Here is a 13,439-nt window from a genome sequence, read left to right as displayed (position 1 = left end):
GAGGTTGATAACAATGACAATCGGTCTTGTAGGTCGCAAAGTGGGTATGACTCGCATCTTCACTGAAGATGGCGTTTCTATCCCGGTGACTGTTATCGAAGTTGAAGCTAACCGTGTAACTCAGGTCAAATCTGTAGAAACCGACGGCTACAACGCTATTCAGGTTACCACTGGCGCCAAGAAAGCCAGCCGTGTAACCAAGCCGGAAGCTGGCCACTTCGCCAAAGCTGGTGTAGAAGCCGGTCGCGGTCTGTGGGAATTCCGCCTGAACAACGGTGAAACTTTCACTGTTGGTAGCGAGCTGAAAGTAGATCTTCTCGCTGACGTTAAGCTGGTAGACGTTACCGGCACATCCAAAGGTAAGGGCTTTGCTGGTACTGTTAAGCGCCACAACTTCCGCACCCAGGATATGACCCACGGTAACTCCTTGTCTCACCGCGTTCCGGGTTCTATCGGTCAGAACCAGACTCCGGGTCGTGTATTCAAGGGCAAAAAGATGGCTGGTCACATGGGTGCTGAGCGTGTAACGACTCAGAACCTGGAACTGGTTCGTGTTGACGCTGAACGCAACCTGCTGCTCATCAAAGGTGCAGTACCGGGTGCAACCAACGGCAACGTGATCGTTAAACCTGCCGTCAAAGCGTAACGTCTGAGGAGATAGTAATGGAATTGGTAATGAAAGACGCCAAGAGCGCTCTTGAAGTTTCCGAGACTACCTTCGGGCGCGAATTCAACGAAGCTCTGGTTCACCAGGTTGTCGTTGCTTATGCCGCTGGTGCCCGTCAGGGTACTCGTGCGCAGCTGACTCGCTCTGAAGTGTCTGGTGGCGGCAAAAAGCCGTGGCGTCAGAAGGGTACTGGTCGTGCCCGTGCTGGCTCCATCCGTTCGCCCATTTGGCGTTCCGGTGGTGTGACTTTTGCTGCTAAGCCGCAAGATCACAGCCAGAAAGTAAACAAGAAGATGTACCGCGGCGCTATCCGTAGCATTCTGTCCGAGCTGGTACGTCAAGAGCGCCTGATCGTTGTTGAGAAGTTCGGCATCGAAGCTCCGAAGACCAAAGAACTGATCGCCAAGCTGAAAGAAATGGAACTGACTGACGTTCTGATCGTGACTGCTGAAGTCGATGAGAACCTGTTCCTGGCTGCTCGCAACCTGTACAAAGTTGACGTGCGTGACGTTGCCGGTATCGACCCGGTCAGCCTGATCGCTTTCGACAAGGTTCTGATGACTGCTGACGCAGTTAAGCAAATCGAGGAGATGCTGGCATGATCCGTGAAGAGCGTCTGCTGAAAGTTCTGAAGGCTCCGCACATCTCTGAAAAGAGCACCATGGTCGCAGAAAAGCAGAACACTATCGTGTTCAAAGTTGCTGTTGATGCCACCAAGGCGGAAGTCAAAGCTGCAGTTGCGAAACTGTTCGAGGTCGAAGTTGAGACCGTCCGTACCCTGAACATGAAGGGTAAGACCAAGCGCGCAGGTGCACGCGTAGGCCGTCGTTCCGATTGGAAAAAGGCCTATGTGACCCTGAAAGCTGGTCAGGACATCGACTTCATGGGCGCAGCCGAGTAAGAGGAGTTCTCAAAAATGGCAATCGTTAAGTGCAAGCCTACTTCTCCGGGCCGCCGCCACGTCGTCAAGATCGTCAATCAAGAGCTGTACAAGGGCAAGCCCTTCGCCGCTCTGCTGGACAGCAAAAGCAAGTCCGGTGGTCGTAACAACAACGGCCGCATCACTACCCGTCATATCGGTGGTGGTCACAAGCAGCACTACCGTATCGTCGACTTCAAGCGCGACAAAGACGGTATTCCGGCTAAAGTAGAGCGTCTGGAATACGATCCGAACCGTACCGCTAACATCGCTCTGGTGGTGTATGCAGACGGTGAGCGTCGTTACATCCTAGCTCCGAAAGGCCTGAAAGCTGGTGATGCGATCGCTTCTGGTGCTGATGCAGCCATCAAGGTAGGTAACGCCCTGCCGATGCGCAACATCCCGGTTGGTTCTACCGTTCACGCTGTAGAGATGAAGCCTGGTAAAGGTGCCCAGCTGGCTCGTTCCGCTGGTACTTTCATCCAGATCCTGGCTCGTGAAGGTAACTATGTAACTCTGCGTCTGCGTTCCGGCGAAGTACGTAAAGTTCTGGCCGAGTGCCGCGCTACCATCGGTGAAGTCGGTAACTCCGAGCACATGTTGCGTCAACTGGGTAAAGCCGGTGCAAACCGCTGGCGTGGTATTCGTCCGACCGTTCGCGGTATGGCGATGAACCCGGTTGATCACCCGCACGGTGGTGGTGAGGGTCGTAACAAGGGCATGCAGCCTGTGTCCCCATGGGGCCAGAAGGCTAAAGGCTTCAAGACCCGTAAGAACAAGCGTACCGACAAGTACATCGTACGTCGTCGTAACAAGTAATTGTTAACATAGAGGAATCACCATGCCACGTTCTCTCAAGAAGGGTCCATTTATTGACCTGCACTTGCTGAAGAAGGTAGAGAAAGCGGTGGAAAGCGGGGATAAAAAGCCGGTTAAAACCTGGTCCCGTCGTTCAATGATCATCCCGAACATGATCGGTTTGACCATCGCTGTCCATAATGGTCGTCAGCACGTTCCGGTTTTCGTTACCGAAGAAATGATCGGTCACAAACTGGGTGAATTCGCACCGACTCGTACTTATCGCGGCCATGCTGCTGATAAGAAGGCTAAGAAGCGCTAAGGGATAAATGATGGAAGCTATCGCTAAACACCGTTATGCCCGTACTTCTGCCCAGAAAGCTCGTCTGGTAGCCGATCAAGTACGTGGTCTGTCCGTAGACAAGGCTCTGAACATCCTGACCTTCAGCCCGAAAAAGGCTGCTGTTCTGGTGAAGAAAGTGCTGGAATCTGCCATTGCAAACGCTGAGCACAACGAAGGCGCCGATATCGACGCGCTGCGTGTTGCTACTATCATGGTCGACGAAGGTCCCTCCATGAAGCGCATCCGTCCGCGTGCCAAAGGTCGTGCGGATCGTATCCTCAAGCGTACCGCTCACATCACTGTAGTGGTATCCGACGCTAAGGCTGGGAGATAAGCAATGGGTCAGAAAGTACATCCTAATGGCATTCGCCTGGGTATTACCAAGCCTTGGAATTCTACCTGGTTCGCGAACACCAAAGACTTCGCTGACAACCTGTACAGCGATTTTCAAGTACGCCAGTTCCTGACCAAGGAACTGAAAAACGCGTCCTTGTCCAAGATCACCATTGAGCGTCCGGCCAAGAGCATCCGTGTGACCATTCACACCGCTCGTCCGGGTGTTGTAATCGGTAAGAAAGGCGAAGACGTTGAGAAGCTGCGCAAAGCTGTAGCCACTATTGCTGGCGTGCCTGCTCAGATCAACATTTCCGAAGTCCGCAAGCCGGAGCTGGATGGCAAACTTGTTGCCGACAGCATCACTTCCCAGCTGGAGCGTCGTGTAATGTTCCGTCGTGCTATGAAGCGCGCCGTACAGAACGCAATGCGCCTGGGTGCCAAGGGCATCAAAGTGGAAGTTTCCGGTCGTCTGGGCGGCGCTGAAATCGCGCGTACCGAATGGTACCGTGAAGGTCGTGTGCCGTTGCACACCCTGCGTGCCGACATCGACTACGCAACTTCTGAAGCCCACACCACTTACGGTGTGATCGGCGTTAAAGTTTGGATCTTCAAGGGCGAAGTTCTGGGCGGTCTGGCTGCTGTTAACGCTGCCGCTGCTCAAGAGCAAGCTCCTGCAAAGCCCAAGCGTGACAACAAGCGCCGCGCTGCTAAGTAAGGAGATTCGGTAAATGTTGCAACCTAAGCGTACTAAATTCCGCAAGACCCACAAGGGTCGTAACCGCGGTCTGGCCACCTCTGGTAACGAAGTATCCTTCGGTACCTTTGGCCTGAAGGCGACATCCCGTGGTCAACTGACTGCTCGTCAAATCGAAGCAGCCCGTCGTGCCATGACCCGTCACGTTAAGCGTCAAGGTAAGATCTGGATCCGTGTGTTCCCGGACAAGCCCATCACCGAAAAACCCCTCGAAGTTCGTATGGGTAAAGGTAAGGGTAACGTGGAATACTGGGTTTGCCCGATCCAGCCTGGCAAGGTTCTGTACGAGATGGACGGTGTACCTGAGGCTCTGGCGCGTGAAGCGTTTGCCCTGGCCGCAGCTAAGCTGTCTGTTCAGACCACTTTCGTAATTAAGACGGTGATGTGATGAAAGCCCAAGATCTGCGTCAAAAGAGCGTCGAAGAACTGAACCAGGAGCTGCTGGGCCTGCTGCGTGAGCAATTCAACATGCGCATGCAAGCGTCCACCGGCCAGCTGGCTCAGACTCACACTCTGAAACAAGTGCGTCGTGACGTCGCACGTATCAAGACTGTACTGACTGAGAAGGCAGGTGCGTAATGACTGACAAGATCCGTACTCTGCAAGGTCGTGTAATCAGCGACAAGATGGACAAGTCCATCACTGTTGCTATCGAGCGCAAGGTAAAGCACCCGATCTACGGTAAGATCATCAAGCGCACTACCAAGCTGCACGTGCATGACGAAAACAACGAATGCAAAGCTGGCGACCTCGTGGAAATCCGCGAATGCCGCCCGCTGTCCAAGACCAAGTCCTGGACCCTGGTTGCCGTTGTAGAAAAGGCCTAATCGGTACTTTGTAGTCCAAGCGGCCCCTTTCAGGGGCCGTTTGTTTTTTAGGCTACCTTTTCTGAAAATCCTGTGTTATAGTTTCGCGCCTTTTGAAGGCAGCCAGATCCCATTAGGGATAAGAAGTAAACAAAGCGGAGCACTAAGATGATCCAGATGCAAAGTATGCTGGGTGTTGCCGACAACTCCGGCGCTCGCAGTGTAATGTGTATTAAGGTTCTGGGTGGCTCGCACCGCCGTTACGCCGGCATCGGCGACATCATCAAGGTTTCCATCAAGGAAGCCATTCCTCGCGGTAAAGTGAAGAAAGGTGATGTGTATAACGCGGTGGTCGTACGCACCCGTAAAGGCGTTCGTCGTCCGGACGGCTCTGTCATCCGTTTCGACAACAATGCGGCTGTGTTGCTTAACAACAACCAACAGCCAATCGGTACTCGTATTTTTGGCCCGGTGACCCGTGAACTGCGTAATGAGAAGTTCATGAAGATTGTGTCCCTGGCACCCGAAGTACTGTAAGGAGTCGAACGATGGCAGCTAAAATCCGTCGCGAAGACGAAGTGATTGTTCTTACCGGCAAAGACAAGGGCAAGCGTGGCAAAGTCACTCAGGTTCTGATTGCTAAAGGTAAGGTAATCGTGGAAGGCATCAATCAGGTGAAGAAACACCAGAAGCCGGTACCCGCACTGGGTCAGGCTGGCGGTATCGTCACCAAAGAAGCCCCCATCGATGTATCAAACGTAGCGCTGTTCAACTCTGCCACTGGCAAAGCTGACCGCGTTGGTTTCCGGATTGAAGACGGCAAAAAAGTTCGTTTCTTCAAATCCACCGGCGAACTTGTGAAGTAATTGGAGTTTAACGATGGCGAAACTGCATGATTACTACAAATCCGATGTAGTAAATGAACTGTCAAAGCAGTTCGGTTACAAGACTATCATGCAAGTCCCTCGGATCGAGAAAATCACCCTGAACATGGGTGTTGGTGAAGCGATCTCTGACAAGAAGTTGCTGGAAAATGCTGCTGCCGATATGGCTGCCATTTCCGGTCAGAAGCCGCTGATCACCAAAGCTCGCAAATCTGTTGCGGGCTTCAAGATTCGTGAAGGCTACCCGATAGGTTGTAAAGTAACCCTGCGTGGCGAGCGTATGTGGGAGTTCCTGGAACGGCTGATCTGCATCTCCGTACCGCGTATCCGTGACTTCCGTGGCCTGAACGCTAAAGCGTTCGACGGTCGTGGTAACTACTCCATGGGCGTGCGTGAGCAGATCATCTTCCCGGAAATCGACTATGACAAAGTCGATCGCGTCCGTGGTCTGGATATCACCATCACCACTTCCGCGAATACCGATGAAGAAGGCCGTGCTCTGCTGGCTGCCTTTAACTTCCCATTCCGCAAGTAAGGTTAGGGTTATGGCTAAAACATCCATGAAAGCGCGCGAAGCAAAGCGTGCCAAGCTGGTAGCCAAGTACGCGACCAAGCGTGCCGAGCTGAAAGCTATCATCGTTGACATGAACGCTTCTGAAGAAGCGCGTTGGGATGCTGTACTGCAACTGCAACAGCTGCCCCGTGATTCCAGTCCGTCCCGCCAGCGTAACCGTTGCAATATTACTGGTCGTCCGCACGGTTTCCTGCGCAAGTTTGGCCTGTCTCGCATCAAGGTGCGTGAGCATGCCATGAAGGGCGAAATTCCGGGCCTGAAGAAGGCTTCTTGGTAACGAATCTCGGGAGTTAGACTTATGAGCATGCAAGATCCGATCGCGGATATGCTGACCCGCATCCGTAACGGTCAGGCGGCGAGCAAAGTTGCGGTTTCCATGCCTTCTTCCAAGCTGAAAGTGGCTATCGCCAAAGTGCTGAAAGAAGAAGGTTACATCGCTGGCTACTCCGTAGCTGGTGACGTGAAGCCGGAACTGGAAATTGAACTGAAATATTTCCAGGGCAAGCCAGTTGTAGAACTGATCCAACGCGTGAGCCGTCCCGGCCTGCGTATTTACAAGCGCACTACTGATCTGCCGAAAGTTATGGGCGGTCTCGGTGTTGCTATCGTGTCCACGTCTAAAGGTGTGATGACTGACCGTGCTGCCCGTAAAGCAAGCATGGGCGGTGAGATCATCTGCTACGTCGCTTAATAGGAGGTAGGAAATGTCTCGTGTTGCTAAGGCACCCGTCACTATTCCTGCTGGCGTAGAGGTGACTCTGAACGGCCAGGAACTGTCTATCAAAGGTGGTAAAGGTTCCCTGGTTCGCTCTATTCACGCCGGTGTAGAAGTGACCAAAGAAGACAATGTACTGAAGTTCGCCCCGCGCGACGGCATCGCTGGTGCTGACGCTCAGGCCGGTACTGCCCGTGCATTGGTCAACAACATGGTAATCGGTGTTACCCAAGGCTTCGAGCGCAAGCTGCAGCTGGTTGGTGTAGGTTATAAAGCCTCCATCAAGGGCAATGCTGTTGCGCTGGCTCTGGGCTTCTCTCACCCGGTAGAGCATGCGCTGCCGGCTGGTGTGACCGCTGAGTGCCCGACTGCCACAGAAATCGTTCTGCGTGGTGTCGACAAGCAGCTGGTTGGCCAAGTCGCCGCCGATATCCGTGCTTACCGCGCTCCGGAGCCCTACAAGGGCAAGGGTGTACGCTATGCCAACGAGCAAGTGCGTACTAAAGAAGCTAAGAAGAAGTAAGGTAACACTATGGACAAGAAAGCAGCTCGTCTCCGTCGTGCTACTCGTGCTCGGAAAAAGATGCAGGAACTGGGAGCTACCCGTCTGGTTGTTCACCGTACCCCGCGTCATATCTATGCGCAGGTTATTGCAGCCAACGGTTCCGAAGTTCTGGCCTCTGCTTCCACAGTAGAGAAAGCCATCAGTGAAGCTCTGAAATACACCGGTAACGCAGATGCGGCTACCGCTGTAGGTAAAGCTATCGCTGAGCGTGCTATTGCCAAAGGCGTTCAGAACGTATCTTTCGATCGTTCCGGTTTCAAGTATCACGGTCGCATCGCTGCCCTGGCAGCTGCCGCACGTGACGCTGGTCTTCAGTTCTAAGCTAGGAGTCGAAGATGGCTAAAGTCGAATCTCAAGCCGGCGAACTGCAAGAAAAGCTCATTGCAGTAAACCGTGTTTCGAAAACTGTTAAAGGTGGTCGTATCATGTCCTTCACCGCGTTGACCGTGGTGGGTGATGGTAACGGCCGTGTAGGTTACGGTTACGGTAAAGCCCGTGAAGTTCCGGCTGCTATTCAAAAAGCAATGGAACAGGCCAAGCGTAACCTGAACAAGGTTGAACTGAACAACGGCACCCTGCACCACCCGGTGAAAGGTGTTCACTCCGGTTCCACCGTGTTCATGAAGCCGGCCTCTCAAGGTACTGGTATCATCGCAGGCGGCGCCATGCGTGCCGTTCTGGAAGTTGCTGGTATCCACAACGTGCTGGCTAAGACCTACGGTTCCACCAACCCAATCAACGTTGTTCGCGCAACTGTAGACGCTCTGGTTCACGGTCAGTCACCGGAACAGATCGCTGCCAAGCGTGGTCTGCGCGTTGAAGAAATTCTGGGGTAATGCGACATGGCTAACACTGTAAAAGTAACTCAAACTCGCAGCTCTATCGGCCGTCTGCCAAAGCACAAGGCGACTCTGCGTGGTCTGGGTCTGCGTCGCATTGGTCACACCGTTGAGCTGGAAGATACTCCTTGCGTACGTGGTATGATCAACCAGGTTTATTACATGGTTAAGGTGGAGGGCTAAGCATGCGTCTGAATACTCTGTCTCCGGCCGCTGGTTCCAAGCGCGTTAAGCACCGTCCGGGCCGTGGTATCGGTTCTGGTCTGGGCAAGACCGGTGGTCGTGGTGTTAAAGGTCAAACCTCTCGTTCCGGTGGCGGTAAAGTCCGCAACGGTTTCGAAGGCGGCCAGATGCCTTTGAAAATCCGTCTGCCGAAGTTCGGTTTCTTCTCTCGCAAATCTTTGGTATCTGCCGAAGTGCGCCTGAACGAAATCGCCCTGGTAGAAGGTGATGTAGTCGACGTGAGCACTCTGAAGCAAGCCGGCGTTCTGACCAAGAACATCGTGTTCGCTAAAGTTGTTCTGTCTGGCAACATTGACCGTGCTGTGACCGTTCGTGGTCTGTCCGTCACCAAAGGTGCACGTGCAGCCATCGAGGCCGCTGGCGGTAAAATCGAGGAATAATCAGTACAATGGCTAAGAAACCAGGATTGGATGTTAAAGCACAGGGTGGTCTGAGTGAACTAAAGAGCCGTCTGCTCTTCGTTCTCGGGGCGATTATCGTTTTCCGTGCAGGCTCTTATGTGCCGATTCCTGGTATTGACGCCGCCGTACTGGCCGAGTTGTTCCAGCAACAGAAGGGCACCATCATTGAGATGTTCAACATGTTCAGTGGTGGTGCACTATCGCGTGCTTCTATTCTTGCGTTGGGGATCATGCCGTACATTTCGGCGTCGATCATTATCCAGCTGCTGACAGTGGTTCATCCTGCTCTTGCTGAACTCAAGAAAGAGGGTGAATCCGGCCGTCGCAAGATTAGCCAATATACCCGTTGGGGCACGCTGGTTTTGGGAACTTTCCAGGCCATTGGTATTGCAACCGGTCTGCCGAATATGATGCAAGGACTCGTGACTCATCCGGGTTTGGGCTTCTATTTCACAGCGGTTGTGAGTCTGGTCACCGGTACCATGTTCTTGATGTGGTTGGGTGAGCAGATTACCGAGCGTGGGATTGGTAATGGTATCTCGTTGATTATTTTCACAGGTATCGTTGCTGGTCTGCCGCATGCCATTGGCGCTACGGCCGAACAGGCACGTCAAGGGGAATTGCACATCCTGCTGTTGTTGTTGCTGGGCTTGATTGTTTTCGCAGTGACTTACTTTGTGGTGTTCGTGGAGCGTGGTCAGCGTCGTATCGTCGTTAACTATGCCAAGCGTCAACAAGGCCGCCAGGTATTTGCTGCGCAAAGCACACACCTGCCGTTGAAAGTGAATATGGCTGGTGTGATTCCTGCGATTTTCGCATCCAGTATCATCCTCTTCCCGGGGACCATTACCTCCTGGTTTGGTCAGGGTGAGGGTAAAGTCGCTGATATCCTGCAACAGGTCTCTATGGTCCTGCAGCCGGGTCAGCCGCTTTACGAGATGCTGTATGCAGCAGCCATTATCTTTTTCTGTTTCTTCTATACCGCGCTGGTGTTCAACCCCCGCGAGACAGCAGATAACCTGAAGAAGAGTGGAGCCTTTATCCCGGGGATCCGCCCGGGCGAGCAGACAGCACGTTATATCGATAAGGTTATGACTCGCCTGACATTGGCAGGTGCGCTCTATATAACCTTTATCTGTCTGGTACCCCAGTTCCTGATGACTGCTTGGAACGTACAGTTCTACTTCGGTGGCACTTCGCTGCTGATTATTGTGGTGGTTATCATGGACTTCATGGCTCAGGTACAAACCCATATGATGTCTCATCAATATGGTGACGTCCTGAGGAAGGCCAACCTGAAGGGCTACGGCCGCTAAAGGTCGGCGTAGTTACGGAGTTAAGCAATGAAAGTTCGTGCTTCCGTTAAGGCAATCTGCCGTAACTGCAAAATCATCAAGCGTCACGGTGTGGTGCGTGTGATTTGCAGCGAGCCAAAGCATAAACAGCGCCAAGGCTAATTTTTTACGGTTAGTACTTGCAACAAATAGTTGTGCTGGCTACTATAGCCAGCCAACTTTTGTTGTGTATTGGTTGACCGCCACGTATCCGCTCACGGGCTTTGTGGTGGTCGTAATCTACTATATGTAGGAGTGAATAGTGGCCCGTATCGCTGGCATTAACATTCCTGACCATAAGCATGCAGTCATCGCTTTGACTGCTATTTATGGCGTCGGTCGTACCCGCTCCAAGGCCATCTGTGCCGCAGCCGGTATCGCTGAGAATGTGAAAATTAAAGACCTGGACGAAGCTCAGATCGAGAGTCTGCGTGAACAAGTAGGTAAATTCACCGTTGAAGGTGACCTGCGTCGTCAGATTTCCATGAACATCAAGCGTTTGATGGATCTGGGTTGCTACCGTGGTTTGCGTCACCGTCGTAGCCTGCCTGTTCGTGGTCAACGTACCAAGACCAACGCTCGTACCCGTAAGGGTCCGCGCAAGGCTATCAAGAAGTAACGGGAAGGTAGAAAATGGCTAAAACTCCGACTCGTGCTCGCAAGCGCGTTAAAAAGCAAGTGAGCGACGGTATTGCGCACGTTCATGCATCTTTCAACAACACAATCGTGACCATTACTGACCGTCAGGGCAACGCTCTGTCTTGGGCTACTTCTGGTGGTTCCGGTTTCCGTGGTTCTCGTAAGTCCACCCCGTTCGCTGCTCAGGTAGCTGCTGAACGCGCTGGTGAGATGGCCAAAGAATATGGCGTCAAGAACCTGGAAGTCATGGTCAAAGGTCCGGGTCCCGGTCGTGAGTCTTCCATCCGCGCCCTGAACGCGGCTGGTTTCCGCATCACTAACATTACTGATGTGACTCCGATCCCGCACAACGGTTGTCGTCCTCCCAAGAAGCGCCGCGTGTAACGCTGGTAGCTACTTGGTCTAGGATTGTTGGAGAAAGAAGATGGCAAGATATATCGGTCCTAAGCTTAAGCTTAGCCGTCGTGAGGGCACAGACCTCTTCCTGAAGTCTGGTGTTCGCGCGATTGATTCTAAGTGCAAGATTGACACCGCTCCTGGTCAGCACGGCGCTCGTAAGCCCCGCCTGTCCGACTACGGTGTACAACTGCGCGAGAAACAAAAAGTTCGTCGTATTTACGGCGTATTGGAAAAACAGTTCCGCAACTACTACCGCGACGCTGCCCGTCAAAAGGGTAACACCGGTGAAAACCTGTTGCAGCTGCTGGAAGGTCGTCTGGACAACGTCGTATACCGCATGGGCTTCGGTGCTACCCGCGCTGAATCTCGTCAGCTGGTGAGCCATAAGGCCATCATGGTAAACGGCCGCGTTGTGAACATTCCTTCTTTCCAGGTTTCCCCTGAGGACGTGATCTGCGTTCGTGAGAAGGCTAAGAAGCAAGCGCGTATCAAAGCTGCCCTTGAGGTTGCTGGTCAGCGCGAGAAGCCGACTTGGGTAGAGGTTGATGCCGCTAAAATGGAAGGTGCCTTCAAGCGCCTGCCGGAGCGTTCCGACCTGTCTGCCGACATTAACGAACAGCTGATCGTCGAGCTTTACTCCAAGTAAAGCTAGCTTCTAAAGAGAGGACACAATGCTGGGTTCTGTAACAGATTTTCTTAAACCGCGGCTAGTTGACATCGAGCAAGTTAGCCCGACTCATGCGAAAGTGACTCTTGAGCCACTTGAGCGTGGCTTTGGTCACACGCTGGGTAACGCCCTGCGTCGTATTTTGCTGTCTTCTATGCCCGGTTGTGCAGTTACTGAAGTCGAAATTGACGGTGTACTGCATGAGTACAGCAGCAAAGAAGGTGTACAGGAAGACATTCTTGAAATCCTGCTCAACCTGAAAGGTATCGCTGTGAAGCTGGAAGGCAAGGACGAGGTAACTCTGTCCCTGACCAAGTCTGGAACAGGCCCCGTTACCGCAGGTGATATCACTCACGGTGATGAAGTCGAGATCGTAAACCCGGAGCACGTAATCTGCCACCTGACTGGTGCCAATGCTGAAATCAGCATGCGCCTGAAAGTTCAGCGCGGTCGTGGTTATGTGCCTGCTTCTGCTCGTGTTCACAACGATGATGAAGAGCGTCCTATTGGTCGCCTGCTGCTGGACTCTGCGTTCAGCCCCATCGTTCGTATTGCCTACAATGTTGAGGCAGCACGTGTGGAACAGCGTACCGACTTGGACAAGCTGGTTATCGACATGGAGACCAATGGTACTCTGGATCCTGAAGAAGCCATCCGTCGTTCTGCCACTATCTTGGCTGAGCAACTGGAAGCCTTCGTGGATCTGCGCGATGTCAGCGTGCCCGAGAAGAAAGAAGAGAAACCCGAGTTTGATCCGATTCTGCTGCGTCCTGTCGATGATTTGGAGCTGACAGTTCGTTCTGCGAACTGTCTGAAGGCAGAAGCTATCCACTATATTGGTGATCTGGTACAGCGTACCGAAGTTGAGTTGCTTAAAACTCCTAACCTCGGTAAGAAGTCCCTGACTGAGATCAAGGACGTGTTGGCCTCCCGTGGTCTGTCTCTTGGCATGCGCCTTGAGAACTGGCCGCCCGCCAGCATCGCTGACGAGTAATCCAGATTACGGGTTTCACAGATTTAGTTAGAAGGATAAGGTCATGCGCCATCGTTTGAGTGGTCGTCAACTGAACCGGAACAGCAGCCATCGTCAGGCTATGTTCCGCAACATGGCCAGCTCCCTGGTTCGTCATGAGATCATCAAGACGACTCTGCCTAAGGCAAAAGAGCTGCGTCGTGTAGTTGAACCGCTGATCACCCTTGCCAAGACTGATAGCGTTGCTAATCGTCGTCTGGCATTTGCCCGCACTCGCGATAACGCGATCGTGGCTAAGCTGTTCAATGAACTGGGCCCGCGCTACCTGGAGCGCGCCGGCGGTTATACTCGCATTCTGAAATGCGGTTTCCGTGCTGGCGACAACGCCCCTATGGCTTATATTGAGCTGGTAGACCGCCCGGCCGCTGCTGAAGCAGCTGCTGAGTGATAAAGAAAAAGCCGGGCTTGTCCCGGCTTTTCTTTTAAGAGATTTTGATACTGCCTCAACTGCCTCAACTGCCTCAACTGCCTCAACTGCCTCAACTGCCTCAACTGCCTCAACTGCCTCAACTGCCTCAACTGC

General features: G+C 53.0%; 27 protein-coding genes. All 27 read left to right on the top strand.

Annotation, left to right across the window (positions count from 1 at the left end):
- The first annotated feature begins 13 nt into the window (after positions 1 to 13).
- The 27 genes from rplC to rplQ all read left to right on the top strand — a co-directional run bounded on the left by rplC (position 14) and on the right by rplQ (position 13,304).
- Positions 14 to 646 (top strand): 50S ribosomal protein L3, encoded by a 633-nt coding sequence (gene rplC / locus G5149_RS19370; protein WP_005340620.1) that lies wholly within the window; start codon positions 14 to 16, stop codon positions 644 to 646.
- 17 nt (positions 647 to 663) lie between these two features.
- Complete coding sequence (gene rplD, locus G5149_RS19365) at positions 664 to 1,269, top strand: 50S ribosomal protein L4 (protein WP_005340616.1); 606 nt, start codon at positions 664 to 666, stop codon at positions 1,267 to 1,269.
- The gene (gene rplW / locus G5149_RS19360) at positions 1,266 to 1,568 is read left to right on the top strand and encodes a 50S ribosomal protein L23 (protein ID WP_005307955.1); all 303 of its coding nucleotides are present in this window, start codon (positions 1,266 to 1,268) and stop codon (positions 1,566 to 1,568) included. Before rplD ends, rplW begins: the two co-directional genes overlap by 4 nt.
- A 15-nt stretch (positions 1,569 to 1,583) precedes the next feature.
- Positions 1,584 to 2,405, top strand: coding sequence for a 50S ribosomal protein L2 (gene rplB, locus G5149_RS19355; protein ID WP_005342685.1), 822 nt, complete (start codon positions 1,584 to 1,586; stop codon positions 2,403 to 2,405).
- A gap of 22 nt (positions 2,406 to 2,427) precedes the next feature.
- Entirely contained in the window at positions 2,428 to 2,706 is a 279-nt protein-coding gene (gene rpsS / locus G5149_RS19350) for a 30S ribosomal protein S19 (RefSeq protein ID WP_005307960.1), read from the top strand.
- A gap of 10 nt (positions 2,707 to 2,716) precedes the next feature.
- Positions 2,717 to 3,061 carry a 50S ribosomal protein L22 gene (rplV, locus tag G5149_RS19345; protein ID WP_005319741.1) on the top strand — a complete coding sequence of 115 codons (345 nt, stop codon included), beginning with the start codon at positions 2,717 to 2,719 and terminating at the stop codon, positions 3,059 to 3,061.
- 3 nt (positions 3,062 to 3,064) lie between these two features.
- Positions 3,065 to 3,778: a 30S ribosomal protein S3 gene (rpsC, locus tag G5149_RS19340; RefSeq protein WP_005307962.1), complete on the top strand. Its 714-nt coding sequence runs from the start codon at positions 3,065 to 3,067 to the stop codon at positions 3,776 to 3,778.
- Between the two features lie 13 nt (positions 3,779 to 3,791).
- Complete coding sequence (gene rplP, locus G5149_RS19335; RefSeq protein ID WP_005340612.1) at positions 3,792 to 4,205, top strand: 50S ribosomal protein L16; 414 nt, start codon at positions 3,792 to 3,794, stop codon at positions 4,203 to 4,205.
- Positions 4,205 to 4,396 (top strand): 50S ribosomal protein L29, encoded by a 192-nt coding sequence (rpmC, locus tag G5149_RS19330; protein WP_005307965.1) that lies wholly within the window; start codon positions 4,205 to 4,207, stop codon positions 4,394 to 4,396. Before rplP ends, rpmC begins: the two co-directional genes overlap by 1 nt.
- Complete coding sequence (rpsQ, locus tag G5149_RS19325) at positions 4,396 to 4,644, top strand: 30S ribosomal protein S17 (RefSeq protein ID WP_005307966.1); 249 nt, start codon at positions 4,396 to 4,398, stop codon at positions 4,642 to 4,644. Before rpmC ends, rpsQ begins: the two co-directional genes overlap by 1 nt.
- A gap of 147 nt (positions 4,645 to 4,791) precedes the next feature.
- On the top strand, positions 4,792 to 5,160 hold the full coding sequence (gene rplN, locus G5149_RS19320) for a 50S ribosomal protein L14 (RefSeq protein ID WP_005307975.1): 369 nt from the start codon (positions 4,792 to 4,794) through the stop codon (positions 5,158 to 5,160).
- An 11-nt stretch (positions 5,161 to 5,171) separates the two neighbouring features.
- The gene (gene rplX / locus G5149_RS19315) at positions 5,172 to 5,489 is read left to right on the top strand and encodes a 50S ribosomal protein L24 (RefSeq protein WP_005307977.1); all 318 of its coding nucleotides are present in this window, start codon (positions 5,172 to 5,174) and stop codon (positions 5,487 to 5,489) included.
- A gap of 13 nt (positions 5,490 to 5,502) precedes the next feature.
- Complete coding sequence (rplE, locus tag G5149_RS19310; RefSeq protein ID WP_005331162.1) at positions 5,503 to 6,042, top strand: 50S ribosomal protein L5; 540 nt, start codon at positions 5,503 to 5,505, stop codon at positions 6,040 to 6,042.
- A gap of 10 nt (positions 6,043 to 6,052) precedes the next feature.
- Positions 6,053 to 6,358, top strand: coding sequence for a 30S ribosomal protein S14 (gene rpsN, locus G5149_RS19305; protein WP_005340609.1), 306 nt, complete (start codon positions 6,053 to 6,055; stop codon positions 6,356 to 6,358).
- 21 nt (positions 6,359 to 6,379) lie between these two features.
- Positions 6,380 to 6,772: a 30S ribosomal protein S8 gene (gene rpsH, locus G5149_RS19300; RefSeq protein ID WP_005307980.1), complete on the top strand. Its 393-nt coding sequence runs from the start codon at positions 6,380 to 6,382 to the stop codon at positions 6,770 to 6,772.
- 13 nt (positions 6,773 to 6,785) lie between these two features.
- Entirely contained in the window at positions 6,786 to 7,319 is a 534-nt protein-coding gene (rplF, locus tag G5149_RS19295) for a 50S ribosomal protein L6 (protein WP_005307981.1), read from the top strand.
- A gap of 9 nt (positions 7,320 to 7,328) precedes the next feature.
- A complete protein-coding gene (gene rplR / locus G5149_RS19290) occupies positions 7,329 to 7,682 on the top strand; it encodes a 50S ribosomal protein L18 (RefSeq protein ID WP_005340606.1) in 354 nt (117 codons plus the stop codon).
- Between the two features lie 14 nt (positions 7,683 to 7,696).
- Entirely contained in the window at positions 7,697 to 8,197 is a 501-nt protein-coding gene (rpsE, locus tag G5149_RS19285) for a 30S ribosomal protein S5 (protein ID WP_005342686.1), read from the top strand.
- A gap of 6 nt (positions 8,198 to 8,203) precedes the next feature.
- Complete coding sequence (gene rpmD / locus G5149_RS19280) at positions 8,204 to 8,383, top strand: 50S ribosomal protein L30 (RefSeq protein WP_005307985.1); 180 nt, start codon at positions 8,204 to 8,206, stop codon at positions 8,381 to 8,383.
- Between the two features lie 2 nt (positions 8,384 to 8,385).
- Positions 8,386 to 8,823: a 50S ribosomal protein L15 gene (rplO, locus tag G5149_RS19275; RefSeq protein ID WP_005342691.1), complete on the top strand. Its 438-nt coding sequence runs from the start codon at positions 8,386 to 8,388 to the stop codon at positions 8,821 to 8,823.
- Between the two features lie 8 nt (positions 8,824 to 8,831).
- On the top strand, positions 8,832 to 10,160 hold the full coding sequence (gene secY, locus G5149_RS19270; RefSeq protein WP_005307989.1) for a preprotein translocase subunit SecY: 1,329 nt from the start codon (positions 8,832 to 8,834) through the stop codon (positions 10,158 to 10,160).
- Positions 10,161 to 10,187: 27 nt separating this feature from the next.
- Complete coding sequence (gene rpmJ, locus G5149_RS19265; protein ID WP_005319705.1) at positions 10,188 to 10,301, top strand: 50S ribosomal protein L36; 114 nt, start codon at positions 10,188 to 10,190, stop codon at positions 10,299 to 10,301.
- 139 nt (positions 10,302 to 10,440) lie between these two features.
- Positions 10,441 to 10,797 (top strand): 30S ribosomal protein S13, encoded by a 357-nt coding sequence (gene rpsM / locus G5149_RS19260; RefSeq protein WP_005307991.1) that lies wholly within the window; start codon positions 10,441 to 10,443, stop codon positions 10,795 to 10,797.
- Between the two features lie 14 nt (positions 10,798 to 10,811).
- Positions 10,812 to 11,201 (top strand): 30S ribosomal protein S11, encoded by a 390-nt coding sequence (gene rpsK / locus G5149_RS19255; protein WP_005307993.1) that lies wholly within the window; start codon positions 10,812 to 10,814, stop codon positions 11,199 to 11,201.
- Positions 11,202 to 11,241: 40 nt separating this feature from the next.
- Positions 11,242 to 11,862, top strand: coding sequence for a 30S ribosomal protein S4 (rpsD, locus tag G5149_RS19250; protein ID WP_005342696.1), 621 nt, complete (start codon positions 11,242 to 11,244; stop codon positions 11,860 to 11,862).
- 25 nt (positions 11,863 to 11,887) lie between these two features.
- A complete protein-coding gene (locus G5149_RS19245; protein WP_005307997.1) occupies positions 11,888 to 12,877 on the top strand; it encodes a DNA-directed RNA polymerase subunit alpha in 990 nt (329 codons plus the stop codon).
- A gap of 43 nt (positions 12,878 to 12,920) precedes the next feature.
- Entirely contained in the window at positions 12,921 to 13,304 is a 384-nt protein-coding gene (rplQ, locus tag G5149_RS19240) for a 50S ribosomal protein L17 (protein ID WP_005307999.1), read from the top strand.
- Positions 13,305 to 13,439: the final 135 nt, after the last annotated feature.

The organism is Aeromonas sp. 600479 (assembly GCF_049175515.1).
Classification (GTDB): domain Bacteria; phylum Pseudomonadota; class Gammaproteobacteria; order Enterobacterales; family Aeromonadaceae; genus Aeromonas; species Aeromonas veronii_A.
Note: the sequence above shows the minus strand (reverse complement) of the source record. Positions and strands in the feature narration are given on the sequence as shown.

What these genes read in the sequence shown, in the direction of transcription:
- rplC (WP_005340620.1), top strand. Translation starts at nt 14, where the DNA reads ATGACAATCGGTCTTGTAGGTCGCAAAGTGGGTATGACTCGCATCTTC.
- rplD (WP_005340616.1), top strand. Translation starts at nt 664, where the DNA reads ATGGAATTGGTAATGAAAGACGCCAAGAGCGCTCTTGAAGTTTCCGAG.
- rplW (WP_005307955.1), top strand. Translation starts at nt 1,266, where the DNA reads ATGATCCGTGAAGAGCGTCTGCTGAAAGTTCTGAAGGCTCCGCACATC.
- rplB (WP_005342685.1), top strand. Translation starts at nt 1,584, where the DNA reads ATGGCAATCGTTAAGTGCAAGCCTACTTCTCCGGGCCGCCGCCACGTC.
- rpsS (WP_005307960.1), top strand. Translation starts at nt 2,428, where the DNA reads ATGCCACGTTCTCTCAAGAAGGGTCCATTTATTGACCTGCACTTGCTG.
- rplV (WP_005319741.1), top strand. Translation starts at nt 2,717, where the DNA reads ATGGAAGCTATCGCTAAACACCGTTATGCCCGTACTTCTGCCCAGAAA.
- rpsC (WP_005307962.1), top strand. Translation starts at nt 3,065, where the DNA reads ATGGGTCAGAAAGTACATCCTAATGGCATTCGCCTGGGTATTACCAAG.
- rplP (WP_005340612.1), top strand. Translation starts at nt 3,792, where the DNA reads ATGTTGCAACCTAAGCGTACTAAATTCCGCAAGACCCACAAGGGTCGT.
- rpmC (WP_005307965.1), top strand. Translation starts at nt 4,205, where the DNA reads ATGAAAGCCCAAGATCTGCGTCAAAAGAGCGTCGAAGAACTGAACCAG.
- rpsQ (WP_005307966.1), top strand. Translation starts at nt 4,396, where the DNA reads ATGACTGACAAGATCCGTACTCTGCAAGGTCGTGTAATCAGCGACAAG.
- rplN (WP_005307975.1), top strand. Translation starts at nt 4,792, where the DNA reads ATGATCCAGATGCAAAGTATGCTGGGTGTTGCCGACAACTCCGGCGCT.
- rplX (WP_005307977.1), top strand. Translation starts at nt 5,172, where the DNA reads ATGGCAGCTAAAATCCGTCGCGAAGACGAAGTGATTGTTCTTACCGGC.
- rplE (WP_005331162.1), top strand. Translation starts at nt 5,503, where the DNA reads ATGGCGAAACTGCATGATTACTACAAATCCGATGTAGTAAATGAACTG.
- rpsN (WP_005340609.1), top strand. Translation starts at nt 6,053, where the DNA reads ATGGCTAAAACATCCATGAAAGCGCGCGAAGCAAAGCGTGCCAAGCTG.
- rpsH (WP_005307980.1), top strand. Translation starts at nt 6,380, where the DNA reads ATGAGCATGCAAGATCCGATCGCGGATATGCTGACCCGCATCCGTAAC.
- rplF (WP_005307981.1), top strand. Translation starts at nt 6,786, where the DNA reads ATGTCTCGTGTTGCTAAGGCACCCGTCACTATTCCTGCTGGCGTAGAG.
- rplR (WP_005340606.1), top strand. Translation starts at nt 7,329, where the DNA reads ATGGACAAGAAAGCAGCTCGTCTCCGTCGTGCTACTCGTGCTCGGAAA.
- rpsE (WP_005342686.1), top strand. Translation starts at nt 7,697, where the DNA reads ATGGCTAAAGTCGAATCTCAAGCCGGCGAACTGCAAGAAAAGCTCATT.
- rpmD (WP_005307985.1), top strand. Translation starts at nt 8,204, where the DNA reads ATGGCTAACACTGTAAAAGTAACTCAAACTCGCAGCTCTATCGGCCGT.
- rplO (WP_005342691.1), top strand. Translation starts at nt 8,386, where the DNA reads ATGCGTCTGAATACTCTGTCTCCGGCCGCTGGTTCCAAGCGCGTTAAG.
- secY (WP_005307989.1), top strand. Translation starts at nt 8,832, where the DNA reads ATGGCTAAGAAACCAGGATTGGATGTTAAAGCACAGGGTGGTCTGAGT.
- rpmJ (WP_005319705.1), top strand. Translation starts at nt 10,188, where the DNA reads ATGAAAGTTCGTGCTTCCGTTAAGGCAATCTGCCGTAACTGCAAAATC.
- rpsK (WP_005307993.1), top strand. Translation starts at nt 10,812, where the DNA reads ATGGCTAAAACTCCGACTCGTGCTCGCAAGCGCGTTAAAAAGCAAGTG.
- rpsD (WP_005342696.1), top strand. Translation starts at nt 11,242, where the DNA reads ATGGCAAGATATATCGGTCCTAAGCTTAAGCTTAGCCGTCGTGAGGGC.
- G5149_RS19245 (WP_005307997.1), top strand. Translation starts at nt 11,888, where the DNA reads ATGCTGGGTTCTGTAACAGATTTTCTTAAACCGCGGCTAGTTGACATC.
- rplQ (WP_005307999.1), top strand. Translation starts at nt 12,921, where the DNA reads ATGCGCCATCGTTTGAGTGGTCGTCAACTGAACCGGAACAGCAGCCAT.